Here is a 24,672-nt window from a genome sequence, read left to right as displayed (position 1 = left end):
GTGCTCAACAAGGCCAACGGCACCTACAGCCTGACCGACGGCGGCAACCTGGTCGGCACCGTCGCCAAGCCGGGCTATGACCCGAACGGCTACATGCTGGGTGTGAACCACGTGTTCTAAAGCTTGAGCGGCCTTGCGGAGCAAGGCCTGAAGCAAGGGACGTGGCTGTTGGGGCGATTTCATTCGCCCCAACAGGTCAGAATCCCCAGGCAGGCGGTCCGCACACCCAGTCCCGACACGCAGGAATAGGGGAGAAAATCCCGTCATAGTCGGGGAACGGGCGCTACCGGGCGATGTTAAGGTAGGCTCATGAGCTCCCTGATCGATCCTGCCGCGCCCTTGGGCTTGTCCCAGCCCAATGCCTCGCCGATTACCGGCAGGGAGATGGCTGGCAGCAAGGAGGCGGGCTCGTCATTTGCCGAGTTGGTGGCCCAGAACATCAAACGGACTACGGTCAATGGCCTGCGCACGGATTCCCGCCACATGGCCTTGCCGCCGCCGGGCAGCACCGACGAAGATTACGACGAGCGGGTGTTCAACATCCTGGCGGAGCGCCAGCAGGTGATCGCCTCCAATATCGCCAACGCCGACACCCCCAACTTCAAGGCCCGCGATGTGGACCTGCGCGATGCGCTGCAGGCGGCGCTGACGCCACCGGTGGCGCAGCTCAAGATGGCGTCCACCACGGGCGGGCATCTGCCCGGCCGCACAGAGCGCATGGCCCAGGCGCTCGCTCTCAAGTACCAAGTGCCGGGTCAGGGCGCCATTGATGGCAATACCGTCGAGATGGATAGCGAGCGCGCCAAGTTCGCCGAGAACGTTGTCCGTCTCGAGTTTTCGCTGAATCGGGTGGATGGGGAATACCGGGACAAAGCCAAACTGCTCACCAGTCTCAAGGACTGAAGGATGGCTCACCCGCGGGGGCTGCGCGCCGCTGCAGTGCACAGCGGCGCTGGAGACGTGTTTAGCAGTTACCCTTCTTGGCCTGGCCCGGCGGGCAGAAGCCACCGCCACCATTGCCGGCCGGACGGGAGCCGGGATCGACGATCACCGAGCCGGCCGGCGTGTAGACGGCGCAGGCGGATAGCAGCGACGTGGCAGCGAGGATTGCGATGAGGGTCTTCATGCCGAAAATTCCAAAACTGAAAAAAGTGAGCCCGGATTGTACGTGGCGGGGACTTCCGGCGACAACGGGCGCCCTTTTCAGGGATTTCTCCGCTCGGCCAGCGACATCGCCGGCCCTGACTGGACCGGCGGTGTCGAGGCTGCGAGAGGATCAGCCGGCCAGTGCGGGATAGTCGGTATAACCCTCGGCACCGCCGCCGTACAGCTTGTCGGCGCGCAGTTCGTTGAGCGGTGCGTCTTCCTTCAGGCGGCGCACCAGGTCGGGATTGCTGATGAAGGCGCGGCCGTAGGCGATCAGGTCGGCTTCGCCATTGGCTACGGCTTCGAAAGCCGTGCCGCGGTTGAAGCCGTTATTGACCATCCACGGGCCGCCGAAGGCGCGGCGCAGGGCTGCGTAGTCGAAGGCCGGCGCGCCTTCGGGCTCACGCGCGCCGCCGGTCTCGCCCTCGATGATGTGCAGGAAGGCCAGGCCCTTCGGTGCCAGCTGGGCGATCAGGTAGTCGTAGAGGGCTTGCGGGTTGCTGTCCACCGGCGAGCTGCCGCCGAAGGTCATCAGCGGGCTGAGGCGGATGCCGGTGCGGGCGGCGCCGATCTCAGCGGTGATCGCGTCGACGACTTCGAGCAACAGACGCGCCCGGTTGGGGATGCTGCCGCCGTAGGGGCCGCTGCGGTCGTTCACGCTGTCGCGCAGGAACTGGTCGAGGAGATAGGTGTTGGCGGCGTGGATCTCGACGCCGTCGAAGCCCGCTTCGATGGCGCAGCGGGCGGCGTGGCGGTAGTCGGCAACGATGCCGGGCAGCTCGTCGTCACGCAGCGCCCGCGGCGTGGATACGGGCACGAAGCCTTCGCGGGTGAAGGTCACTGTCTCGGCGCGGCGGTCGGTGGACGACACCGGTGCGGCGCCGTCGGGCAGCAGGGAGGTGTGGGAGATGCGGCCCACATGCCACAGCTGGACCACGATGCGGCCGCCGGCGGCGTGCACCGCGTCGGTCACCTTGCGCCAGCCGGCGACTTGCTCGGGGGTGTAGATGCCCGGAGTGTCGAGGTAGCCGTGGGCCATCGGGCTGATCGGGCTGGCCTCGGTGACGATCAGGCCGGCGCTGGCGCGCTGGCGGTAGTACTCCACCATCAGCTCGTTGGGCACGCCACCGGTGGCGCGGTTGCGGGTCAGCGGCGCCATCACGATGCGGTTGGCGAGTTCGATGTCACCGATGCGGACGGGGTCGAAGAGGGTCGTCATGGTCGGGTTCCTTGTGATTGAGGGGCTGGCTTGAGGAGGAGTCGAGGGGAAATCAGAGGGCGGCTTCGAGCACGCGGCGGCTGAGGGCCAGGTCCACGTCCTGGCGTTCGCCGAGGGTGGTCATGCCGTGGGCTTCCAGCTGGGCGACGAGGTGCGGCACGGCGTCGGCGCCGATGCCGTAGTCGCCGAGGCGGGTCTTGACTCCGAGGGACTCGAAGAAGGCGCGGGTGTGGGCGATGGCCGCATCGATGCGTTCATCGTCGCTGCCGGTGTGGATGTTCCACACGCGGGTGGCGTATTGCAGCAGCTTGTCGCGCTTGGCCTCGCGGCGCAGGTCGAGCATGGCCGGCAGCACGACGGCCAGGGTCTGGGCGTGATCGAGGCCGAACATCGCGGTGATCTCGTGTCCGATCATGTGGGTGGCCCAGTCCTGCGGCACGCCGGCGCCGATCAGACCGTTGAGGGCCTGGGTGGCGGCCCACATCAGGTTGGCGCGCACGTCGTAGTCCTGCGGCGTGGCCAGTGCCTGCGGGCCGACTTCGATGAGGGTCTGCAGCAGGCCTTCGGCGTAGCGGTCCTGCACGGGCGCGTTGGCGGGGTAGGTGAGGTATTGCTCGACGACATGCACAAAGGCGTCCACCGCGCCGTTGGCGATCTGGCGGGCGGGCAGCGTGTAGGTCTTGACCGGATCGAGGACCGAGAAGCGCGGGAAGACGTGGGGGCTGGCGAAGGGCAGCTTGGCGTGCAGGGACTTGCGGCTGACCACCGAGAAGTTGTTCATCTCGGAGCCGGTGGCCGGCAGCGTCAGCACGGCGCCCATCGGCAGCGCTTCTGCGATGTGGGTGCCGAAGGTTTCGAGGATGTGCCAGGGATCGTCGCTGGCGGCGTAATTGACGGCCGCGGCAATGAACTTGGTACCGTCGATGACCGAGCCGCCACCGACGGCCAGCAGGAAGTCCAGCTTTTCCGCACGGATCAGCGCGACGGCTTCAATCAACGTCTCGTAGGCCGGGTTGGGTTCGATACCGCCGAAACGCTTGACGATACGGCCGGGCAGGGCCGCCTCCACTTCGGCCAGGGTGCCGTTGCGCTCGGCGCTGCTACCACCGTACAGCACCAGCACACGGGCGTCGGTAGGGACCAGTTCATCGAGGCGGGCGATGCTGCCTTCGCCAAACACGATGCGGGTCGGATTGTAGTAATCGAAGTTCAGCATGGATATTCCTTCTGTATGAATAGACCAGTCGTCTAGTTATTTGGCAAATGATGTCTCGGAGTGGCGGCCTGCACAAAGGTTCAAAGGGACAGGATTTTTTTCGTCGCGCCCATCGCGTGTTCGAGTGGGCATTCGGTGCGATGCAGCTTGGCCAGCAGGCTGGCGCCCAGCCACAGCTGGTACAGCGTGCGGGCAGTATCGAGCGGATCGAGGGCTGGTAGCGAGCCGTCGGCATTGCCTGCCGCGATGCAGTCCGCCAAGCGGCCGATGACGCGCTCGGTGCCGTCGCGCAGCGTGAGGCGCATGGCTTCGGACAGGTCAGCGACTTCCGCGCTGAGCTTGACCACCATGCACTTCTGGTCATCGCAGCCTTCGCACTGGGTTTCCCGCCATTGCTGCCAGTAGCGCAGTAGGCGCTCGCGGGCGGTGAGTTCGGTATTGGCGAACAGGGCGTCGATGAAGCCCAGGTAACGGGTGAAGAAGTCTTCCAGCAGGGCCTGGCCGAACTGTTCCTTGGATTTGAAATAGTGGTAGAAGGAGCCTTTCGGTACCTCCGCCGACTGCAGCACCTCATTGAGACCCACGCAGGAAAAGCCCTTCGCCGCGATCAGATGGCTGGCGGTATCGAGGATGTGCTGGCGGGTATCGGCGTAAGGCTGCTTCATGGAGGTGTATCCTAGATCGAATTAGACCGGTCGTCTATGGATTTTTCTCTGCAACGACAAAATAGCGGACTCCAGACGAAAAGAAGCCCGAGTAACCGGGGAGGTTGCTCGGGCTTAAATCCACACCAAAGGAGGAGGGTGGAGGAGACAGGTTCCATATTAATCACTTTGATGGTGCGTTGCAACATAAATCGCGAGGCTGACCGTAACATACTTCACGGTCGTTAAGCTGCGGCTCATCCTTGACGGGAAAACAAGTCCTGCAGCCATTCGATGAACACTCTGACCCGCGGTGAAAGGTGGCGGTTCTGCGGGTACAGCACGGTCAGCGGCAGGGACGGCGGGCGATGGTCGGGGAGAACCTCCACCAGCGTGCCGGCGGTGAGCTGGCGGGTGACGTGGTAGCGCGGCATCTGGACGATGCCGAAGCCGGCCTCGCAGGCGGCCACGTAGGCGTCGCCGTTATTGACGGCCACCGTGGACGGCAGGCTGCGGGTCACGATCGCGGCGGCGTCGGTGAACTCTAGCGGAATCGATTTTCCGGACGACGCGGACAGGTAGTCCACCATCCGGTGGGCGTCGAGATCGTCCAGCGTGTGCGGCGTGCCGTGGCGGGCCAGGTAGTCGGCGCTGGCGCAGCTGAGCTGTTCGAGGCGCCCTAGCGGTCGGGCGACGAGCGCCGAGTCGCGCAGTTCGCCGATGCGCAGCACGCAATCCACACCCTCCCGCACCAGGTCGATCTGCCGGTCGCTGACGCTGATCTCCAGACCGATCAACGGGTAGCGGGCACAGAACTCGGGCAGCGCCGGCATCAGCAGCAGCCGGCACAGGGAGCCGGACATGTCCACCTTCAGACGGCCGCGCGGGTCACGGGCGGCCTGGGAGAAAGAGGCTTCCATGTCGTCGATGTCGGCGAGGATAGACACGCAGCGCTGGTAGTAGGCGTCGCCGTCGAGGGTCGGGCGGACCTGGCGCGTGGTGCGCAGCAAGAGGCGCGTGCCGAGGTGGGCTTCGAGCTGCTTGATGATCTGCGTGGCCGAGGCCCGCGGCAGGTCGAGCTGTTCCGAGGCGCGGCTGAAGCTGCCCAGTTCGACGATGCGGGTGTACAGCCGCATGGCTTGGAGATGATCCACGGCGTGTCGATTGTTTGTTTTAAATAAATAGTGTTGCTGTTTTCAACGCATTTATCAATCCAAGGCCAATACTCATAATCCTCCTCACGATCTGCATTGCATCAACAGGAGAAATGGCATGGATTACGTACGATTCGGCTCCACCGGCCTCAAGGTGTCGCCCCTGTGCCTGGGCTGCATGACTTACGGCAAGTCGAGCTGGCGCGATTGGGTGCTCGACGAGGAGGCCAGCCGCGGCTTCATCCGCCAGGCGCTGGACGCGGGCATCAACTTCTTCGACACCGCCGACATGTATTCCCTCGGTGCCAGCGAGGAGATCCTCGGTCGCGCGCTGCGGGACTTCGCGTCGCGGGATGACATGGTGATCGCCACCAAGGTCTTCTATCCGATGAGCCAGCGGCCGAACGACCGCGGCCTGTCGCGCAAACACATCATGGCCAGCATCGACGCGTCCCTGAAGAGCCTGGGCACGGACTACGTGGATCTCTACATCGCCCATCGCTTCGACCCGGAGACGCCCATCGAGGAGACGCTGAGGGCCTTCGACGACATCGTCCGCGCCGGTAAGGCCCGCTACATCGGGGCGTCGTCCATGTATTCCTGGCAGTTCATGAAGATGCTGGCCTTCCAGGAGCGCCACGGCCTGGCCCGCTTCGTGTCGATGCAGAACCACTACAACCTGATCTACCGGGAAGAGGAGCGCGAGATGCTGCCCCTGTGCCGGGAGGAAGGCATTGCCGTGACGCCATGGTCGCCGCTGGCCCGGGGGCTGCTCGCCGGCTCGCGCAAGACGCAGACGACGCGCGCGAATACCGACAACCTGGCCCATGCGTGGTACGACCAGCAGGCGACCGAAGACGCCATCGTCGCGGCGGTGGAGGCAGTGGCACAGGAGCGTGGCGTGCCGGCGGCGCAGGTAGCCATCGCCTGGGTGGCGAGCCGGGCTGGCATCACCGCGCCCATCGTCGGCGCGTCCAAGCCCCATCACCTGCAGGACGCGCTGGCCGGGATCTCGCTGAAACTGACTGCGGACGAGCTGGCCCGCCTCGAGGCGCCGTACCGGCCGCGCGGAGTGGCCGGCCATGACTGAGCGTGTGTTGCAGGGCTGGCGTGCGGAGAAAACCATGCTGAGCAAGGACTGGTCGGTCTCGTCCGTCACGGCGGGCTTCCTGGCGGTGCTGATCTCCTATTCGGGGCCGATGATCATCTTCTTCCAGGCGGCCCAGTCGGCCCACGTGTCGCCGGACATGATCTCCTCGTGGGTGTTGGCGGTCTCCATCGGCGCGGCGCTGTCGGGGATCTTCCTGAGCTGGGTGCTGAAGGTGCCGGTCGTCACCGCCTGGTCGGCGCCGGGCACGGCGCTACTGGTGACGCTGTTCCCCGGCCTGTCCCTCAACGAGGCAGTGGGGGCCTACATCACCGCGGCGCTGGTGATCTTTGTGATCGGCATCACCGGCTATTTCGACCGGGTGCTGAAGCACGTGCCGAAGGGCATCGCCGCCGGCATGATGGCGGGCATCCTGTTCCAGTTCGGCAGCAATGCGTTCAAATCGGCCGGCTCGATGCCGCTGCTGACCTTCAGCATGGTGGCTGCGTACGTGATCCTCAAGCGCCTGCTGCCGCGCTACTGCATGGTGCTGGTGCTGCTGCTCGGCGTCGCGCTGGCGGTGGGCATTGGCGGGGCGGATTTGAGCAAGGTGCAGTTGAGCTTCGCCACGCCGACCTTCATCCGGCCGGAGTGGAGTTGGAGTTCGACGCTGAGCCTGGCCTTGCCGCTGGTGCTGGTCAGCGTCACCGGGCAGTTCCTGCCGGGGATGTCGATCCTGCGCAGCTCGGGCTATTCGACGCCGGCGCGGCCGATCCTGGCGATCACCAGCATTGCGTCCCTCGTCGTGGCCTTCTTCGGCGGCATCACCATCGTCATCGCGGCGATCACCGCGGCGCTGTGCACCGGTAAGGACGCTCACGATGATCCGGCCAAGCGCTACGTGGCGGGGATTTCCAATGGGGTGTTCTACCTGATCGGTGGCTGTTTCGGGGCGACCATCGTGTCCCTGTTCGCGGTGCTGCCGAAGGAGTTCGTCGCGCTGCTGGCAGGCCTGGCGCTGATCGGTGCGATCACCGCCAACATCATGGGTACGATCAACGAGGCCGACCATCGGGAAGCGTCGATCATCACCTTCCTGGCGACGGCCTCGGGGATGAGCTTCCTGGGCCTCGGTTCCGCCTTCTGGGGCGTGGTCATCGGCTCCTTCGCCTATCTGGTGCTGCACCGGCTGGGCGTCAAGCCGGCCAGTAAGCCGGCTTGACGGGTTGCATCATCAACGATGGGTGAAGCTCACTCGCCTTCGTTGATGATGCCGCGGCTCTTCAGCCGATAGACCATCTGCGGCCGGGTGATGCCGAGCAGGCGCGCAGCGGCGGCCACATTGCCCTGGGCCCGCTCGATGGCGCGCTTGAGGAGGAGGGTTTCGATCTCGTCCAGCGACACCTTGTCGCAGTCGTCGTGGTCGTCGAGGAGCAGGTTGCTGACGCGCCGGCTGACGCGCTCGACTTCCCGGTCCTGGGTCAGTTCGGTGACGAAGACCGACGGGTCCATGGCCACCAGCTTGCCGTCCTTGTTGATCGTGAAACGCTGCTCGGTGAAGCGTTCGCCGCTGGTGAACAGATGGGGGGCGTCGATGGCGCCGCCCTCCGGGGCGAGGATCACGCCGCGTTCGATGACGTTTTCCATCTCGCGGATGTTGCCCGGCCAGTCGTAGGACAGCATGGCGTCCACCGCCCGCTGCGTGAAGCCGGTCAGATGGCGTCCATGGCGCAGGTTGAACTTGGACAGGAAGTGGGTCATCAGCAGCGGGATGTCCTCGCGGCGCTCGCGCAGCGGCGTGATGCGCACCGGGAAAACGTTGAGGCGAAAGAACAGATCCTCGCGGAAACGCCCGGCCTTCACTTCGTCGCGCAGGTCCACGTTGGTGGCGGCGATCACCCGCACGTCCACCTTGCGGGTCTGGGAATCGCCGAGGCGTTCGATCTCGCCTTCCTGCAGGGCGCGCAGCAACTTGCCCTGGGCACTGGCGCTGAGGGTGCCGATCTCGTCGAGGAACAGAGTGCCGCCGTCGGCCCGCTCGAAGCGGCCCAGGCGGCTCTGCAGTGCCCCGGTGTAGGCGCCGCGCTCGACGCCGAAGAGCTCGGATTCGATCAGCTGCTCAGGGATCGCCGCGCAGTTGACCGCCACGAAGGGCTTGTCGGCGCGGGCGCTGAGGCGGTGCAGGGTACGGGAAAAGACTTCCTTGCCGACGCCGCTCTCGCCGAGGAACAGCACCGTGGCCTGGGTCGGCGCCACACGGCGGACCAGGTGCATCACGGAGTTGAAGCTCGGCGACATGCCCACCGGCGTGTCTGTCGGTGCTTGTTCGGCAGCAGGCTGCCCGATGGCACAGGCCGGCCGCCCGACATTCGGCGGAACGCCCATCTGCAGCGTCTCCGGCATCATGTAGCGCAGATCTTCGGCGGCCTCGGAGCCCCATTCCTCCACCAGCTTGCCGACGATACGGCACACCGGATGGCCCATCGATTGGCATTCGACCTCCCGGTACAGCACCTGGCGGCCCATGAACTCGGACGAAAAGCCCGAGGCGTAGCCGATCTGCATCCAGCAGGCCGGCTCGGTGCCGATGGAGAAGTGGCGGATGTGCTCCTCGTCCTCGACGGGGCTGGTCCAGATGAACTCACCGTAATGGATGCCGCGCTCCACATCGCATTCGATACGGACCGCTTCGGAGATGCCAATGCCTTCCAGGCAGTGCATCTGTGGGCCGACCACGAACATGTCGCGGATCGAGGTCTTGGGGCGCACCTTGCGGGCCAGCTGCGCGTCGGCAACGCCGGCGTAGTAGCCCATGCGGGTCATGAAGCCGCGGGCCACGTCGAGGCCCAGCAGTTCGATCATGTCCCGGCGCAGCATGCCCAGCGCCTTGGCGTGGACCAGCAGCATGCGCTGGTCGTCCAGCCAGATGCGGCCGTCGCTGGTGGAAAAGTGCAGACGCCCCATCAGGTCGTTGACCTCCGGGAAGCGCAGCTTGTCGGCGTCCATCTGCTCGGGCGACACGACCGGCAGGTGGCCTTGCGGAATTACAGGCGGGCGGCTGGCCGATTTCACTGGCGAACCTCCCGGGCATTGCGGGTCCTGGCTTGCATTGTCTCTCCCTCCTCAATGCTTATTGGGCTCTGTCAGGGCTGCGGGTAGTAGCACGCGGCATGCCTGAGGCCGATGCGATGTCGGCCAGACTGAAGATACGCCGGTTGGCGGGGGGCGAACAACTCCGAATGACCATGAGCCGGGTAGGGGCGTGAATGCATTGATTCATTGTGCAGTGCAATGTTTATGAGTGGATTAAAGCATTTGATTCATTCATTAGGTGCGCCAGACGCGCTGCGAAGCATACCTGCGACCTCTCAAAAAATCTCGAGAATTTACCTGAATCCCGCGCCAGCACTGGGCTGCACGATATATTCCAAATGATTTTCCTCGTGGGGTGGCACGTCTTCTGCTAACAGGTCTTGTGCAAGACCCGACTCAACCGAATGCTCGATCACCAGACGAATCGCGTATTTCCTGAGGCGGGCGAACAGGACAGAGCCTCGCAGACAAGCAGGCCACGAATGGAGACGAGAACCATGCCGCAGATGCTTTCCCCCCGCGACCCGCCCTAGGCGGTCGCTACCCCGGCCGCCATCCGGCGGCGCCTTTACCGCAGCCCGTTTTTGCCCCTCGTGCGTGTCGACCTGCCAGGTCGGCGGCAGGGCAGGGCTCGGCCCGAAGAAATCGTTTTGCACCAGCGCCCGTGGGCGATTTTTGATTCAGACCGCGAATAGGAGACCAGCGTGACCCAGATCCGCCACGACACCCAGACCCGTCTCGACAAGCTCGATGCCCTGCTTGAAGAGGATCCCGTCAATCACATCTACCGCCTGGACCGTTCTGCCTTTACCGATGAGGAATGGTTCGAGCTGGAGATGAAGTACGTCTTCGAGGGCAACTGGGTCTACCTGGCTCACGAAAGCCAGATCGCCAACGTCAATGACTACATGACCGTCTACGTCGGCCGTCAGCCGGTGGTGCTGACCCGCGACAAGACCGGCAATCTGAACGCGCTGCTCAACACCTGCACGCACCGCGGCGCGCAGCTGGCCCGTCACAAGAAGGGCAACAAGTCGAGCTTCACCTGCCCGTTCCACGGCTGGACCTTCAACAACGCCGGCAAGCTGCTGAAGGTGAAGGATCAGACCCCGGACGCGGGTTACCCCGAGAGCTTCAACTGCAACGGCAGCCACGACCTGGTCAAGCTGGGTGCTTTCGAAAACTACCGTGGTTTCCTGTTCGGCAGCATCAATCCGGACGTCAAGCCGCTCGTCGAGCACCTGGGCGAAGCCGCCAAGATCATCGACATGATCGTCGACCAGGCGCCGGACGGTATCGAGGTGCTGCGCGGTTCCGGTTCCTACGTCTTCGACGCCAACTGGAAGCTGCAGGCCGAGAACGGCGCCGACGGCTACCACGTCACCGCCACCCACTGGAACTACGCCGCCACGCAAGGCCGTCGTACCACCGATGGCAAGGTCGACACCATCAAGGCCATGAGCGCCGGCGGCTGGGCGCGCAAGGGCGGCGGCTCCTATTCCTTCAAGAATGGCCACCTGGTGTTGTGGACCAACTGGGCCAACCCGGAAGACCGCCCGCTGTGGGCCAAGCGCGACGAGTGGGTCGAGAAGTTCGGCGAAGCCAAGGCCGACTGGATGCTCAGCAAGTCCCGCAACCTGTGCTTGTACCCCAACGTGTATCTGATGGACCAGTTCAGCTCGCAGATCCGCGTGCTGCGCCCGATCTCCGTCGATAAGACCGAAGCCACCATCTACTGCATCGCCCCCAAGGGCGAAGCCCCGGAAGCCCGTGCCCGCCGCCTGCGCCAGTACGAGGACTTCTTCAACGCCACCGGCATGGCCACCCCGGACGACCTGGAAGAGTTCCGCTCCTGCCAGCAGGGCTTCAATGCCCGCGCCGTGAAGTGGAACGACATGACCCGCGGCTCGGTGCACTGGGTTGAAGGCGCCGACGACAACGCCAAGGCGATCGGCCTCAAGCCGGAACTGTCCGGCGTCAAGACCGAAGACGAAGGCCTGTACACCGTGCAGCACAAGTACTGGGTCGAAGCCATGAAGAAAGCCATCCACGCTGAAGAAAACGGAGACAAGTGATGCTGTCCTACGAAGCCATTCAAACCTACCTTTACCAGGAAGCCCGTGCCCTCGACGAACGCCGCTGGAACGACTGGCTGGCCTTCTACGCCGAAGACGTGGAGTTCTGGATGCCGTCCTGGGATGACGACGGCACGCTGACCACCAATCCGCACAACGAAGTCTCGCTGATCTACTACGCCAACAAGCAGGGTCTGGAAGACCGCGTGTTCCGCATCGAGACCGAACGCTCGAGCGCCACCATTCCGGACACCCGCACCGGCCACGCGATCAACAACCTGGAGATCCTCTCCCAGGACGACAGCACGATCCAGCTGCGCTTCAACTGGACCACCCATAGCTACCGCTACCAGATCGTCGATACCTACTTCGGCACGTCCGAATACACCCTCGACGTCACCGGTCCGAAGCCGCTGATCAAGCGCAAGTACGTGGTCCTCAAGAACGACCACATCCACCACGTGCTGGACATCTACCACATCTGATGTACCGGGCCCGCCGGAGGGCGGGCCCCTGAATGACTCCACGACAGAGGGGCGCTTACCATGACCTACAACATTGCGCTGCAGTTCGAAGACGGGGTAACCCGCATCATTCCCTGCGAAGCCGACGAGCTGGTGGCGGATGCCGCCTACCGGGCCAAGATCAACATTCCGCTGGACTGCCGCGACGGCGCCTGCGGAACTTGCAAGTGCCACTGTGAAAGTGGCCGCTACACCCAGGGTGTTTACATTGAAGACGCCCTGACCGACGACGAAGCTGCGCAGGGCTACATCCTGACCTGCCAGATGCGCCCGGAGTCCGACTGCGTGATCCGCGTGCCGGCCTCGTCCGCCGCCTGCAAGACCGAAGTGGCGACCCACGGCGGCAAGCTGTCGAAGATCGACCGCGACTCCGCGACCACCGTGTCTTTCTCCCTGCAGGCCGACAAGCCGCTGTCCTTCCTGCCGGGCCAGTACGTCAACCTGAACGTGCCGGGCACGCAGGAAACCCGCGCCTATTCCTTCAGCTCCGCGCCCAACCGCAATGAGCTGTCCTTCCTGATCCGCGACGTCCCCAACGGCCTGATGAGCACCTTCATGCGCAGCAAGGCCAACACCGGCGACGCGATGACCTTCACCGGCCCCTACGGCAGCTTCTACCTGCGCCCGGCGCAGCGCCCGATCCTGATGCTCGCCGGCGGCACCGGCCTGGCGCCGTTCCTGTCCATGCTGCGCTGGCTGCAGGACAACCCGACCACCCAGCCCATCCTGTTGGCCTACGGCGTCAATACCAACGACGACCTGGTCGAACTGGACACCCTGGAAGCCCTGAAGGCGGCGATGCCGAACTTCGACTACTTCACCTGTGTGGTGGATGGCGCCAGCGGTCATCCGCGCCTCGGCTACGTCACCGATCACCTGACCCCGGCCAACCTCAATGAAGGTAATGCGGATGTGTACGTCTGCGGACCTCCGCCGATGGTCGAAGGCGTGCGCAAGTGGATGGCGGGCGCGGGCGTGGCCCCGGCCAACTTCTATTTCGAGAAGTTCTCCGCCTCCAGCGAAGGAGCCGCAGCATGAGCGCCGCACGGCAGTCCGAAGGCGCTCGCCCCGCAGCCCGTCAGGGCGAAGGCAATCCAGTACGCCGTGCCGATCGCTTTACCGACAAGGTCGTCATCGTCACCGGCGCGGCCCAGGGCATCGGCCGCGGCGTGGCCCTGAACGTAGCCGCCGAGGGCGGCGCGGTTCTGGCGGTGGATCGCTCGCCGCTGGTGGACGAAGTGGTCGCCGAGATCACCCAGGCCGGTGGCAAGGCCGCGGCCTTCCAGGCCGACCTGGAAACCTTCGCTGGCGCCGAGTCGGTGGTGGCCGAGGCGCTGGCCCGTTTCGGGCGCGTCGATGTGCTGATCAACAACGTCGGCGGCACGATCTGGGCCAAGCCCTTCGAGCATTACGAAGAGGCGCAGATCGAGGCGGAGATCCGCCGCTCCCTGTTCCCGACCCTGTGGTGCTGCCGCGCCGTGCTGCCGCCGATGCTGGCGCAGAAGAAGGGCGTCATCGTCAATGTGTCGTCCATCGCCACCCGTGGTGTGCATCGCGTGCCGTATTCGGCCGCCAAGGGCGGCGTCAATGCGCTGACCGCTTCCATCGCCATGGAGCACACCAAGGACGGCATCCGCATCAACGCCACCGCGCCCGGCGGCACGGAGGCGCCGCCACGCCGCATCCCGCGCAACCAGGCCCAGCCGACCGAGCAGGAGCAGGCCTGGTACCAGGGCGTCATCGACCAGACCATCGATTCGAGCCTGATGCACCGCTACGGCACGATCGACGAGCAGGTCGCCCCGATCCTCTTCCTGGCTTCCGACGAGTCCTCCTACATCACCGGCTCGATCGTGCCGGTTGGTGGTGGTGACCTCGGCTGACGCCGGCAGCTTCGTCCCTCCCCATTTTTCATAACAACTAAATAAGCGAGACAACATGGCACAGATCGACGTACACAAGCTCACCGATCACGCGCGTTTTGGCGGCTTTCATGGCCTCGTGCTGTTCTGGTGCGCCCTCATCATCATCTTCGACGGCTACGACCTGGCGGTGGCCGGCATCGCGCTGCCGTCGATCATGAAGGAAATGGGCGTTTCCCCGACCAACGCCGGCTTCATGGTCAGTTCGGCATTGTTCGGCATGATGTTCGGGGCGATCTTCCTCGGCACCATCGCCGACAAGATCGGTCGCCGTTGGGCCATCGCGATCTGCATGCTGTTGTTCAGCGTGTTCACGGCCGCCGCCGGCTTCACCTCCGACCCGGTGAGCTTCAGCATCACCCGCTTCCTGGCGGGGCTGGGCATCGGCGGTGTGATGCCGAACGTGGTCGCCCAGATGACCGAGTACTCGCCGCGCAAGATGCGCAGCACGCTGGTGACGCTGATGTTCAGCGGCTACTCGGTGGGTGGCATGCTGGCGGCCCTGCTCGGAAAGGGGCTGATCGAGAGCTACGGCTGGCAGTCGGTGTTCGTCGCCGCCGGCCTGCCGGTGCTGCTGATCCCGCTGATCCTCAAGTCGCTGCCGGAATCGATGGCCTTTCTGATCAAGCACGGCCATGCCGAAGACGTGAAGCGCATCCTGCCGCGTATCGACCCGTCCTACGTGCCGGCCGCCAGTGACGAGTTCGTGCTGCCCCATGCCCACCACGCCCACGGCGCGCCGATCGGCAAGCTGTTCCAGGATGGCCGCGGCTTTAGCACCACGATGTTCTGGGTGGCCTTCTTCATGTGCCTGTTCATGGTGTATGCCCTCAGCTCCTGGCTCACCAAGCTGATGGCCGGTGCCGGCTACAGCCTCGGCTCGGCGCTGACCTTCGTGCTGGTGCTCAACTTCGGCGCGATGATCGGGGCCATCGGCGGCGGCTGGCTGGCCGACCGCTTCCACATCAAGTACGTGCTGGTCGGCTTCTATGCGCTGGCGGCGGTGTCGATCACGCTGCTCGGCTACAAGGTTCCGACCGAAGTGCTGTACGTGCTGGTCGGTCTGGCCGGTGCCTCCACCATCGGCACGCAGATCCTCACCTACGCCTACGTCGGCCAGTACTACCCGATGGCGGTGCGCTCCACCGGCATCGGCTGGGCGTCCGGCGTCGGCCGCAGCGGCGCGATCCTGGCACCGATCGTCATCGGCACCCTGGTCGGCATGTCTCTCCCGCTGCAGCACAACTTCATGGCCATCGCGATCCCCGCAGTGATCGCCACGCTGGCCGTTTCCATGATCAACCACGGTCGTTCCGCATCCGCCCATCACTGAGCGGAGCAGGGCCGAACCGACATATCCAACCAGGAGACAAATCAAATGGCAATCACCGGCGTATTGCGCCCCGGCCACATTTCCCTGCGTGTGCTGGAGCTGGAACCCGCGCTCAAGCACTACAAGGACGTGCTGGGGCTGATCGAAGTGGAACGCGATGCCCAGGGCCGCGTGTTCCTCAAGGCCTGGGACGAGCACGACCATCACAGCATCGTGCTGCACGAGGCGGACAGCGCGGGCATGGACTACATGGGTTGGAAGGTCGATTCCGTCGAGACCCTCCACAAGCTGGCGGCCGACCTGGAAGCCTGCGGCCTGTGTTCCGACCTCGGCTGGATCGAGGCCGGCGAGCATCCCAAGACCGGCAAGCGCTTCCGCTTCACGGTGCCCACCGGCCACGTGATGGAGCTGTTTGCCGAGAAGGAGCAGATCGGCAACAACTGCGGCACCGACGGCCCGGACGTTAACCCGAACCCGTGGCCGGATGGCCTGGTCGGCATCTCCCCGTCGCGCTTCGACCATTGCCTGCTGTACGGCGACGACCTGGACGGCTCGGTGAAAGTCTTCACCGAGGTCCTCGGCTTCTACATCACCGAGAAGGTGGTGCTGAAGAACCAGCCGGAGTTCATGATCGGCACCTTCCTGACCTGCGCCAACAAGGCCCACGACGTGGCCTTCATCCGCCAGCCGGTGAAGGGCAAGCTGCACCACGTGTCCTTCGAACTGGGCAGCTGGGAAAAGGTACTGCACGCCGGTGACGTGCTGTCCCGCACCCATACCTCGATCGACATCGGGCCGACCCGCCACGGCATCACCCGCGGCGAGACGATCTACTTCTTCGACCCGTCCGGCAACCGCAACGAAGTGTTCTCCGGCGGCTACATCGCCTATCCGGACAAGCCGGTCATCACGTGGTACGACGAAACCCTAGGGCCTGCGATCTTCTATCACGACCGCAAGCTCAACGAGGCTTTCCTGAGCGTGTTCACCTGATCTTTTGCGCCATCCATGGCGGCGCCCGCAAGGGCGTCGTCATGGGATAACAACAGAATAAAAAAATATCGAGATTTTAATTAAATCTCGCTAAACTAGATTCAGTCGATCGACCGAGGCCGAGAACAGCGCCCCCGCCGAGCGATCAATCCGGAAGAAGTGTCCAGCTCCCGTCGGGCCGTGCCCGCCCAGGTGCCGTGACCAGCCGGGCCTACGAGACCTCAGACAGTGAGAAAGACATGAAAGAATTCAAGAACTTCATCAACGGCGAGTACGTCACCAACGTCAGCGGCAAGACCTACGAAAACCGCAACCCGGTGGACAACTCCCTGATCGGCCTGGTCCATGAGGCCGGCAAGGCTGAAGTGGATGCCGCCGTGGCCGCCGCCAAGGCCGCGCTGCACGGCCCCTGGGGCAAGCTGTCGGTGGTCGAGCGCTGCAAGATGCTCGATGGCATCGTCGCCGAGATCAACAACCGCTTCGACGACTTCCTGCAGGCCGAGATCGCCGACACCGGCAAGCCGGCCCACCTGGCGTCCCACATCGACATTCCCCGCGGCGCGGCCAACTTCCAGATCTTCACCGACACCATCAAGAACGTCTCCACCGAGTCCTTCGAGATGCGTACCCCCGACGGCAAGACCGCCCGCAGCTATGGCGTGCGCACGCCGCGCGGCGTGATCGCGGTGATCAGCCCGTGGAATCTGCCGCTGTTGCTGATGACCTGGAAGGTTGGCCCGGCGCTGGCCTGCGGCAACACCGTGGTCGTCAAGCCCTCCGAAGTCACCCCGGCCACCGCGACCCTGCTCGGCGAAGTGATGAACAAGGTCGGCGTGCCCGCCGGCGTCTACAACGTGGTCAATGGCTACGGCGTGGATTCCGCCGGCGCGCTGCTGACTGCCCACCCGGACGTCAACGGCATCACCTTCACCGGCGAGACCAAGACCGGTACCGCCATCATGAAGGCAGGCGCCGACGGCATCCGCCCGGTGTCGCTGGAACTGGGCGGCAAGAACGCCGCCGTGGTGTTTGCCGACTGCGACTTCGAGAACGCGGTCAATACCGTGACCCGTTCCGTCTTCGAGAACTGCGGCCAGGTCTGCCTGGGCACCGAGCGCGTGTATGTCGAGCGCCCGATCTTCGACAAGTTCGTGAATGCACTGAAGGCCAAGGCCGAGGCGATGAAGCCGGGTCTTCCCTTCGATGCGGATACCAAGATCGGCCCGCTGGTCAGCAAGGTGCATCAGAAGAAGGTGCTGTCCTACTACGAGAAGGCCAGGGCCGAAGGCGCCACCATCGTCACCGGCGGAGGCGTGCCGCTGATGCCGGACGAGCTGAAGGACGGTTGCTGGGTCGAGCCGACCATCTGGACCGGCCTGCCGGAAACCGCCTCCGTCGTGCGCGAGGAGATCTTCGGACCGTGCTGCCACATCCAGCCCTTCGACACCGAAGAAGAAGCCGTGCGCATGGCCAACGACACCAAGTACGGCCTCGCCACCTCCATCTACACCCAGGACATCAGCCGCGCCAGCCGCCTGGCGACGCAGATCGAAGTGGGCCTGTGCTGGATCAACAGCTGGTTCCTGCGCGACCTGCGTACGCCTTTCGGTGGTTCCAAGCAGTCCGGCATCGGCCGTGAAGGCGGCCTGCACTCGCTGGAGTTCTACACCGAGCTGCGCAACGTGATGATCAAGTACTAAGCCGACTCCGCTCCCACGGCGCACTGCCCCCATGGTGCGTCCGCCGGCCCTGGCTCCCTCCCTCCGGGGCCGGCACCTACACCCAACAGACTGACGGAAGCCTTCCATGAACCAGAACAAGATCGAGCAATACGGTGACGAGCTGTACAACGCGCTGATCACCCGCACCGCGGTGGACCCGCTCACCGACCGCGAACCCGAGATCACCATCGAGGACGCCTACCAGATCCAGCTGCGCATGATCCAGCGCCGCCTGGACGCCGGCGAGACCATCATCGGCAAGAAGATCGGCGTCACCAGCAAGGTGGTGATGGACATGCTCAAGGTGAATCAGCCGGACTTCGGCCAGATGACCTCCGGCATGATCTACAACGAGGGCGAAGCGATCCCTGTCGATTCCATGATCGCCCCCAAGGCCGAGGCCGAAGTGGCCTTCATCCTCAAGCGCGACCTGCAGGGCCCCGGCGTTACCGCCGCCGACGTGCTGCGCGCCACCGAATGCGTGGTGCCGTGCTTCGAGATCGTCGACTCCCGCATCCGTGACTGGAAGATCAAGATCCAGGACACCGTCGCCGACAACGCCTCCTGCGGCGTGCTGGTGCTTGGCGGCGTGCGCAAGAGTCCGCGCGACCTCGACCTGGCGCTGGCCGGCATGGTCCTCGAGAAGAACGGCGAGATCATCAGCACCTCCACCGGCGCCGCCGTGCAGGGCTCGCCCGTCAATGCGGTGGTATGGCTGGCCAACACCCTCGGCCGCCTGGGTATCGCGCTGAAGGCCGGCGAGGTGATCCTGTCCGGCTCCCAATCCCCGCTCGTCCCGGTCAAGGCCGGCGACAGCCTCACCTGCAGCGTCGGCGGCCTGGGCGGCACGTCGGTGCGCTTCATCTGATTCCAGCAAGGGCATTCCCATGAAACTCGATCAAGCCACCATCCTCTCCCTCGCCGAGCACCTGGAAAGCGCCGAGCTGCAGGCCCGCGACGTCACCAAGATCACCGACGACCATCCTGACATGGACTGGGACGACGCCTACGCGATCCAGGACGAAATCCGCCGCCGCAAGGAAGCCCGCGGCAACAAGGTGGCCGGCCTCAAGTGCGGCCTCACGTCCTTCGCCAAGATGAAGCAGATGGGCGTCGACGTGCCGGTGTTCGGCTTCGTTGCCGACTACATGGCCCGCCCGGACGGCGGCGATATCAAGCACAGCGAGCTGATCCACCCGAAGGTCGAGGCCGAGATCTGCATCGTCACCAAGGCTCCGCTGAAGGGCCCCGGCTGCCACGTCGGCGCCGTGATGGCGGCGGTGGACTTCGTGTTGCCCGCCGTGGAAGTCATCGACTCCCGCTACCGCGACTTCAAGTTCGACCTGAAGAGCGTCATCGCCGACAACACCTCGTCGTCCCGCTTCGTGGTCGGCAACACCATGCGCGACCTCGAAGGCCTGGACCTGCGCACCCTCGGCGTGGTCATGGAGATCAATGGCGAGATCAAGGCGATGGCCGCCGGCGCTGCCGTGCTCGGCCATCCGCTGACCGCCGTCGCGATGCTCGCCAACCACCTGGGCGCCCGCGGCCAGGAGATCCCGGCCGGGACCTTCATCATGACTGGCGGCGTCACCGAAGCCATCACGGTGAATCCGGGCGACCACGTCAACGTGCGCTTCCAGGATCTCGGCTCCGTCTCGATGCGCTTCGTCTAAAGCACGGCCCGGCGGACTGGAGTCCGCCGGCCGCGAATCTCGCCCCGAATCCCGGCCTGCGCCGATGCCTGGCGACGCTCCCCGCGAGCGTGGCCGGGACTCGTTCGGCCTGCAGTACCGGTTGGAGGAGGGTGGGGCGACCGGAAGAGGACTTTTCCATGTCATCCAAGCAAGACCTTACGAACATCTTTACCCGCGAAGAAGGGGTGATCCACCTGGGCGGCATCGACGCGCTGGTGCGCCTGAGCCTGGACCAGGTGCGCACAGATGCCCGTCGCGGCCTCAAGACCGGCATGTTCATCTCGGGCTACCGGGGTTCGCCGGTCGGCATGCTCGACGCCGCGCTGATCAAGCAGCAGAAGCTGCTCCTCGAGAACCACATCCATTTCGTCGACGGCCTCAATGAGGACCTGGCCGCCACCGCCGTGTGGGGCACGCAGATGATGCACACCGTCGGCAAGCCCAAGTTCGATGGCGTGACCGGCATGTGGTACGGCAAGGCGCCCGGCGTGGACCGCAGCGGCGATGCGTTGAAGCACGCCAACTACACCGGCATCGGCAAGAACGGCGGCGTGCTGGCGATTGCCGGCGACGATCCGAGCTGCAAGAGCTCGTCCCTGTGCAGCCAGTCGGAGCCGATGCTCTACCACGTGGGCATCCCGTCCCTGTTCCCCGGCAACGTGCAGGAAATCCTGGACCTGGGCCTGCACGGCTACAACATGTCGCGCCTGTCCGGCCTGTGGATCGGCATGAAGATCGTCACCAACGTGGCGGACGGCAGCGGCACGGCCAACGTGGACCCGGCGCGCCTCAACTTCGTGACGCCCGATCTCAACTTCGACGGCAAGCCCTTCTTCCCCAACATGAACCTGGGGATGAACGTGCGCGTCGAGGCGCTGGAGATGGAACAGTCCCTGTACACCCGTCGCCTTGAAGTGGCGCGCCGCTACGCCCGCGCCAACAAGCTCAACAACATCGTCTTCGAGAACAAGGACGCCTGGCTCGGCATCGTCACCGCCGGCAAGACCTACAACGACGTGCGCCAGGCCTTCCTCGAGATGGGCCTCGACGACGAGGCGCTGCGCCGCTACGGCATCCGCATCCTCAAGATGGGCATGCTGTTCCCGATGGAACCGACCATCGTGCGCGAGTTCGCCGAGGGGCTGGAAGAGATCTTCGTCATCGAGGAAAAGCGTCCCTTCCTGGAAATGTTCGCCAAGGAAGTGCTCTACGGCCGTGCCAATGCGCCGCGCATCGTCGGCAAGTTCGACGACGAAGGCCAGGAGCTGCTGCCGCACTATGGTGAGTTCGAGTCCGACGTGATTGCCCGCGCGCTGCTCAAGCGCCTGTCGCGCAAGGCCCGCATCGAATCGGCCGAGGCCTGGATCAAGCGTCTCGACGACATCCATTCGCGCAACAAGCTGCCGACCATGAACCGGACCGCCTGGTACTGTTCCGGCTGCCCGCACAACAGTTCAACGGTGGCGCCGGAAGGCAGCATCGTGTCGGCCGGCATCGGCTGCCACACCATGGCCATGTGGATGGACCGCAACGTGGTGATGGGCACCCACATGGGCGGCGAAGGCGCCCAGTGGATCGGCATGGCGCCCTTCACCGACACCCAGCACATCTTCCAGAACATGGGCGACGGCACCTATGCCCACTCGGGCAGCCTGGCGGTGCGCTACGCAGCCTCCACCGGCGCCAACATCACCTTCAAGCTGCTGGTCAATGCGCATACGTCGATGACCGGCGGCCAGGACATCATGGGCGCCCATCCGGTGGCAGCGATGGTCTCCGACCTGCTCGCCAACGGCGTGCGTCGCGTCATCGTGACCACCGACGACCTGTCCGACTACTCCGGCGTCAAGCTGCCCGGGCATACCGAAGTGTGGCACCGCGACCGCCTCGACGAGGCCCAGCGCGAGCTGGCCGCCACGCCGGGCACCACCGTGCTGCTGCACGACCAGGAATGCGCCGCCGAGCTGCGCCGGGCCCGCAGCCGGGGCAAGGCTGCCGAGCCGGCGGAAGTGACCATCATCAACGAGCGCGTCTGCGAAGGCTGCGGCGATTGCGGCGAGAAGTCCAACTGCATGAGCGTGGAGCCCGTCGAGACGGAATTCGGTCGCAAGACGCGCATCCACCAGTCCTCCTGCAACAAGGATTTCTCCTGCGTGAAGGGCTTCTGCCCGTCCTTCGTGACGGTCACGCCGAACCCCGAGCCGGCCGCCGGCGACGCGCCGAAGAAAAAGAAGAAGGGCCGCATCCCGGCCCTGGAGCGGGACATCCCGCAGCCCGAGTTTAAGATCAAGGGCGATTTCGGCGTGCACGTGATGGGCATCGGCGGCACCGGCTCGGTGACCGTCGTGGCGACCCTCGCCAACGCCGCGCGCATGGAAGGCAAGCACGTGGTCGGCCTCGACCAGACCGGCCTGGCCCAGAAGGGCGGGGCGGTGATTTCGGACATCAAGGTGACCGCGCAGCCCTTTGCCGGCGCCAACAAGATCTCCGACGGCAGCGCCGACCTCTACCTGGGCTTCGACATCCTCAACGCGACGGACCCGAAGAACCTGGACAAGTGCCACCCGGAACGCACCATCGCCATCGTGTCCACCACCGAGACGCCGACCGGCCACATGGTGTCCGACCGCCATGTGCATTTCCCGGCGGTGACCGGGCTGACCGCTGGCCTCAACCGCGTCACCCGCAAGGCCGACAACGTCTTCCTCGACGGCCAGGCGCTGGCCGAGGGCCTGTTCGGCGACAGCATGGCGACCAACCTGTTCATGGTTGGCGTGGCCTACCAGGCCGGCACGCTGCCGCTGGCCGCCGAGTCCATCGAAACCGCCATCCGCCAGTCCGGCGTCGGTGTGGAGATGAGCCTCGCCGCCTTCAAGTGGGGCCGCATGGCCGTGGTGGACCGGGCCTTCGTCGAGGCCGAGGTGGCCCGCGGCAACGCCCCGGTGATCGCGCTGCGTGCCGTGACGGCCCTGACGCCGGCGGCCCGCGCCATTCTCGACTCGGTGGGGGCCCAGGGCGAGCTCAAGCGCCTGCTCGAAGTCCGCATCCCCGAGCTGATCGCCTATCAGGACGAGGCTTACGCCAAGCGCTACGCCGATGTGGTGAAGAAGGTGCACGGCGCCGAGTCCCGCCTCGTCCCCGGCCAGACCGCGCTCGCCGAGGCGGCTGCCCGTTACCTCTACAAGCTGATGGCCTACAAGGACGAATACGAGGTGGCCCGCCTGCACAGCGATCCGGCCTTCCTGGCCCAGCTCGATGCCCAGTTCAAGCACGGCTACACGCTCAAGTACCACCTGGCGCCGCCGCTGCTGGCTGACCGCGACCCGAAGACCGGCGAGCTGCAGAAGAAGGTCTATGGCCCGTGGGTGCAGAAGGCCTTCCGCCTGCTGTCCCGCTTCAAGAGCCTGCGCGGCGGCGGCCTGGACATCTTCGGCAAGAGCGGGGAGCGCCGTGAGGAACGTCAGGCCATCGAGGATTACATCGTGCTGCTCGACGACATCGTCGCCCGGCTCGACGCCGTCAATCACGCGGCGGCGGTGGACCTGGCCAGCGTGCCCGACGAGATCCGCGGCTACGGCCATGTGAAGGAGAAGAACGTGGCCGCCGCCAAGGCCCTGCAGGCCGAACGCCTGGAGGCCTTCCGCAACGCCCAGCCGCTGCAGATGCGGGCCTGAGCGAGCAAGCGCCACTGAGCAACACCGGGCCGGCAGTGACTGCTGCCAGCCCGACATACAGCCCCCACAGAGGGGCCAACCCATCCCGGCTAATCACCGGACCAAGGAAGAGACTGACCATGCAGAACAACAAGCCCGCCACCCTCCGTCGCCCGCTGAGCCTGCTCTTGCTGGCCGCCTGCGGCAGCGCCGCCGCGCCGGCCTTCGCCGAAACCGAGATCGAAGCGCTCAAGCGCGAGCTGGCCGAACAGCGTCAGCTGATCCAGCAGCTCATGAAGAACCAGGAAGAGCAGAAGAAGACCGAGATCCAGACTGGCGGCCCGGCCCGTGGCGCCGGCCTGCAGATGGGTGTGCCGACCGGCCCGTCCGGCACGCTGACGATCTACGGTGTTGCTGACGTCAGCGCCTCGACGGTGAACAGTGGCTACGGCCAGAAGTCCACCATCGGCTCCGGCGGCATGTCCTCGTCGCGGATCGGCTTCAAGGGTGAGAAGGAACTGGGCGACGAGATCAAGGCGGTGTACCTGATGGAAGCCGGCCTGCTGTTCGATACGGGCTCCGTCGGTACCGGCGCGATCACGCCGGGCATCAACAACACGGCGGTGTCCAGCGGTGGACAGACCAGCAACGGCAGCCAGATCTTCTCGCGGCAGATCTACGCCGGTCTCTCGACCCGTTTCGGTACGGTGACGGCCGGCCGCCAGTACGCGGGTTCCTATACCTCGTCGGTGATGTCGGCGGCGATGGGCGCCGGCTTCTTTGGCTCGTCCGCCGGCCTCTTGCCGGTGATCGGTGGCATGCCGACGCGCCTGAACAACTCCCTGGTCTACGCTTCGCCGAAAGTGGCCGGCTTCTCCGGCCAGCTGACCCTGAGTTCGGGTAGCGAGAACAACGTGAACATGGTCACCCCGACCGCTCCTGGCGCGACGACGGTCACCACCGACAAGGCCGGCCGTGGCGGCGATCTGGCGCTGTACTACACGGGTGGCCCGCTGAATGCGACTTTCACCACCTGGAACCTGGATAACGGCAGCTACGTCGCCCCGGCAACTGGCGCGCAGGAAACCGGCCTCGCCAAGCGCCGTGGCTGGCAGGTTGGCGGCAGCTACAACCTGGGCTTCGCGACGCTGTACGGCAACTATGTGGCTGGCCGCATCAGCGGCGGCAACTACGA

At 65.1% G+C, this 24,672-nt stretch carries 20 protein-coding genes; 14 read left to right on the top strand and 6 right to left on the bottom strand.

What is annotated here, in order from left to right; all coding sequences use genetic code 11:
* Positions 1-309 precede the first annotated feature (309 nt).
* Positions 310-903: a flagellar basal body rod protein FlgB gene (gene flgB, locus B4920_RS24805; protein WP_254051053.1), complete on the top strand. Its 594-nt coding sequence runs from the start codon at positions 310-312 to the stop codon at positions 901-903.
* A 61-nt stretch (positions 904-964) separates the two neighbouring features.
* Here the strand turns inward: flgB and B4920_RS29775 are convergent, their stop codons facing one another.
* The 5 genes from B4920_RS29775 to B4920_RS24785 all read right to left on the bottom strand — a co-directional run bounded on the left by B4920_RS29775 (position 965) and on the right by B4920_RS24785 (position 5,379).
* Entirely contained in the window at positions 965-1,126 is a 162-nt protein-coding gene (locus tag B4920_RS29775; RefSeq protein WP_088179541.1) for a hypothetical protein, read from the bottom strand.
* 150 nt (positions 1,127-1,276) lie between these two features.
* Positions 1,277-2,365 (bottom strand): alkene reductase, encoded by a 1,089-nt coding sequence (locus tag B4920_RS24800; protein ID WP_079437431.1) that lies wholly within the window; start codon positions 2,363-2,365, stop codon positions 1,277-1,279.
* 52 nt (positions 2,366-2,417) lie between these two features.
* Positions 2,418-3,581, bottom strand: coding sequence for an alcohol dehydrogenase (gene yqhD, locus B4920_RS24795; protein WP_079437430.1), 1,164 nt, complete (start codon positions 3,579-3,581; stop codon positions 2,418-2,420).
* Positions 3,582-3,661: 80 nt separating this feature from the next.
* Positions 3,662-4,246, bottom strand: a complete 585-nt coding sequence (locus B4920_RS24790; protein WP_079437429.1) for a TetR/AcrR family transcriptional regulator — start codon at positions 4,244-4,246, stop codon at positions 3,662-3,664.
* Between the two features lie 236 nt (positions 4,247-4,482).
* Positions 4,483-5,379, bottom strand: a complete 897-nt coding sequence (locus tag B4920_RS24785) for a LysR family transcriptional regulator (protein ID WP_079437428.1) — start codon at positions 5,377-5,379, stop codon at positions 4,483-4,485.
* A gap of 118 nt (positions 5,380-5,497) precedes the next feature.
* Here B4920_RS24785 and B4920_RS24780 point away from each other — a divergent pair, with 118 nt between their 5' ends.
* Positions 5,498-6,469, top strand: coding sequence for an aldo/keto reductase (locus B4920_RS24780; protein ID WP_079437427.1), 972 nt, complete (start codon positions 5,498-5,500; stop codon positions 6,467-6,469).
* Positions 6,462-7,688 (top strand): benzoate/H(+) symporter BenE family transporter, encoded by a 1,227-nt coding sequence (locus tag B4920_RS24775; RefSeq protein WP_254051052.1) that lies wholly within the window; start codon positions 6,462-6,464, stop codon positions 7,686-7,688. Before B4920_RS24780 ends, B4920_RS24775 begins: the two co-directional genes overlap by 8 nt.
* Positions 7,689-7,717: 29 nt before the next feature.
* Here the strand turns inward: B4920_RS24775 and B4920_RS24770 are convergent, their stop codons facing one another.
* Entirely contained in the window at positions 7,718-9,538 is a 1,821-nt protein-coding gene (locus B4920_RS24770) for a sigma 54-interacting transcriptional regulator (RefSeq protein WP_368664739.1), read from the bottom strand.
* Positions 9,539-10,263: 725 nt separating this feature from the next.
* On the opposite strand from B4920_RS24770, the gene benA reads away from it, so the two are divergent.
* The 11 genes from benA to B4920_RS24715 all read left to right on the top strand — a co-directional run.
* Positions 10,264-11,634, top strand: a complete 1,371-nt coding sequence (benA, locus tag B4920_RS24765; protein ID WP_254051051.1) for a benzoate 1,2-dioxygenase large subunit — start codon at positions 10,264-10,266, stop codon at positions 11,632-11,634.
* Positions 11,634-12,119, top strand: a complete 486-nt coding sequence (gene benB, locus B4920_RS24760; RefSeq protein ID WP_173862700.1) for a benzoate 1,2-dioxygenase small subunit — start codon at positions 11,634-11,636, stop codon at positions 12,117-12,119. The genes benA and benB overlap by 1 nt, the downstream gene beginning before the upstream one ends.
* A 60-nt stretch (positions 12,120-12,179) precedes the next feature.
* On the top strand, positions 12,180-13,196 hold the full coding sequence (benC, locus tag B4920_RS24755) for a benzoate 1,2-dioxygenase electron transfer component BenC (RefSeq protein ID WP_079437424.1): 1,017 nt from the start codon (positions 12,180-12,182) through the stop codon (positions 13,194-13,196).
* On the top strand, positions 13,193-14,041 hold the full coding sequence (gene benD / locus B4920_RS24750; protein ID WP_079437423.1) for a benzoate diol dehydrogenase BenD: 849 nt from the start codon (positions 13,193-13,195) through the stop codon (positions 14,039-14,041). The genes benC and benD overlap by 4 nt, the downstream gene beginning before the upstream one ends.
* Positions 14,042-14,096: 55 nt before the next feature.
* Positions 14,097-15,413, top strand: coding sequence for an MFS transporter (locus B4920_RS24745; protein WP_079437422.1), 1,317 nt, complete (start codon positions 14,097-14,099; stop codon positions 15,411-15,413).
* A gap of 45 nt (positions 15,414-15,458) precedes the next feature.
* Complete coding sequence (locus tag B4920_RS24740; protein WP_079437421.1) at positions 15,459-16,406, top strand: catechol 2,3-dioxygenase; 948 nt, start codon at positions 15,459-15,461, stop codon at positions 16,404-16,406.
* Between the two features lie 239 nt (positions 16,407-16,645).
* Positions 16,646-18,106 carry a 2-hydroxymuconic semialdehyde dehydrogenase gene (locus B4920_RS24735; RefSeq protein WP_079437420.1) on the top strand — a complete coding sequence of 487 codons (1,461 nt, stop codon included), beginning with the start codon at positions 16,646-16,648 and terminating at the stop codon, positions 18,104-18,106.
* 106 nt (positions 18,107-18,212) lie between these two features.
* Positions 18,213-18,995: a 2-oxopent-4-enoate hydratase gene (gene dmpE, locus B4920_RS24730; RefSeq protein ID WP_079437419.1), complete on the top strand. Its 783-nt coding sequence runs from the start codon at positions 18,213-18,215 to the stop codon at positions 18,993-18,995.
* 19 nt (positions 18,996-19,014) lie between these two features.
* Positions 19,015-19,803 carry a 2-oxo-3-hexenedioate decarboxylase gene (gene dmpH, locus B4920_RS24725; protein ID WP_079437418.1) on the top strand — a complete coding sequence of 263 codons (789 nt, stop codon included), beginning with the start codon at positions 19,015-19,017 and terminating at the stop codon, positions 19,801-19,803.
* Between the two features lie 158 nt (positions 19,804-19,961).
* The gene (locus B4920_RS24720) at positions 19,962-23,498 is read left to right on the top strand and encodes an indolepyruvate ferredoxin oxidoreductase family protein (RefSeq protein WP_079437417.1); all 3,537 of its coding nucleotides are present in this window, start codon (positions 19,962-19,964) and stop codon (positions 23,496-23,498) included.
* A 119-nt stretch (positions 23,499-23,617) separates the two neighbouring features.
* Positions 23,618-24,672, top strand: a 1,055-nt coding sequence (locus B4920_RS24715; RefSeq protein ID WP_139379624.1) for a porin, incomplete at its 3' end; no start/stop codon positions are given.

This window comes from Zoogloea sp. LCSB751 (assembly GCF_002028455.1).
Lineage (GTDB): Bacteria > Pseudomonadota > Gammaproteobacteria > Burkholderiales > Rhodocyclaceae > Zoogloea.
Note: the sequence above shows the minus strand (reverse complement) of the source record. Positions and strands in the feature narration are given on the sequence as shown.

What these genes read in the sequence shown, in the direction of transcription:
- B4920_RS24780 (WP_079437427.1), top strand. Translation starts at nt 5,498, where the DNA reads ATGGATTACGTACGATTCGGCTCCACCGGCCTCAAGGTGTCGCCCCTG.
- benC (WP_079437424.1), top strand. Translation starts at nt 12,180, where the DNA reads ATGACCTACAACATTGCGCTGCAGTTCGAAGACGGGGTAACCCGCATC.
- flgB (WP_254051053.1), top strand. Translation starts at nt 310, where the DNA reads ATGAGCTCCCTGATCGATCCTGCCGCGCCCTTGGGCTTGTCCCAGCCC.
- dmpH (WP_079437418.1), top strand. Translation starts at nt 19,015, where the DNA reads ATGAAACTCGATCAAGCCACCATCCTCTCCCTCGCCGAGCACCTGGAA.
- B4920_RS24800 (WP_079437431.1), bottom strand. Translation starts at nt 2,365, where the DNA reads ATGACGACCCTCTTCGACCCCGTCCGCATCGGTGACATCGAACTCGCC.
- B4920_RS24720 (WP_079437417.1), top strand. Translation starts at nt 19,962, where the DNA reads ATGTCATCCAAGCAAGACCTTACGAACATCTTTACCCGCGAAGAAGGG.
- benD (WP_079437423.1), top strand. Translation starts at nt 13,193, where the DNA reads ATGAGCGCCGCACGGCAGTCCGAAGGCGCTCGCCCCGCAGCCCGTCAG.
- yqhD (WP_079437430.1), bottom strand. Translation starts at nt 3,581, where the DNA reads ATGCTGAACTTCGATTACTACAATCCGACCCGCATCGTGTTTGGCGAA.
- B4920_RS24735 (WP_079437420.1), top strand. Translation starts at nt 16,646, where the DNA reads ATGAAAGAATTCAAGAACTTCATCAACGGCGAGTACGTCACCAACGTC.
- benB (WP_173862700.1), top strand. Translation starts at nt 11,634, where the DNA reads ATGCTGTCCTACGAAGCCATTCAAACCTACCTTTACCAGGAAGCCCGT.
- B4920_RS24745 (WP_079437422.1), top strand. Translation starts at nt 14,097, where the DNA reads ATGGCACAGATCGACGTACACAAGCTCACCGATCACGCGCGTTTTGGC.
- B4920_RS24740 (WP_079437421.1), top strand. Translation starts at nt 15,459, where the DNA reads ATGGCAATCACCGGCGTATTGCGCCCCGGCCACATTTCCCTGCGTGTG.
- dmpE (WP_079437419.1), top strand. Translation starts at nt 18,213, where the DNA reads ATGAACCAGAACAAGATCGAGCAATACGGTGACGAGCTGTACAACGCG.
- B4920_RS29775 (WP_088179541.1), bottom strand. Translation starts at nt 1,126, where the DNA reads ATGAAGACCCTCATCGCAATCCTCGCTGCCACGTCGCTGCTATCCGCC.
- B4920_RS24790 (WP_079437429.1), bottom strand. Translation starts at nt 4,246, where the DNA reads ATGAAGCAGCCTTACGCCGATACCCGCCAGCACATCCTCGATACCGCC.
- B4920_RS24775 (WP_254051052.1), top strand. Translation starts at nt 6,462, where the DNA reads ATGACTGAGCGTGTGTTGCAGGGCTGGCGTGCGGAGAAAACCATGCTG.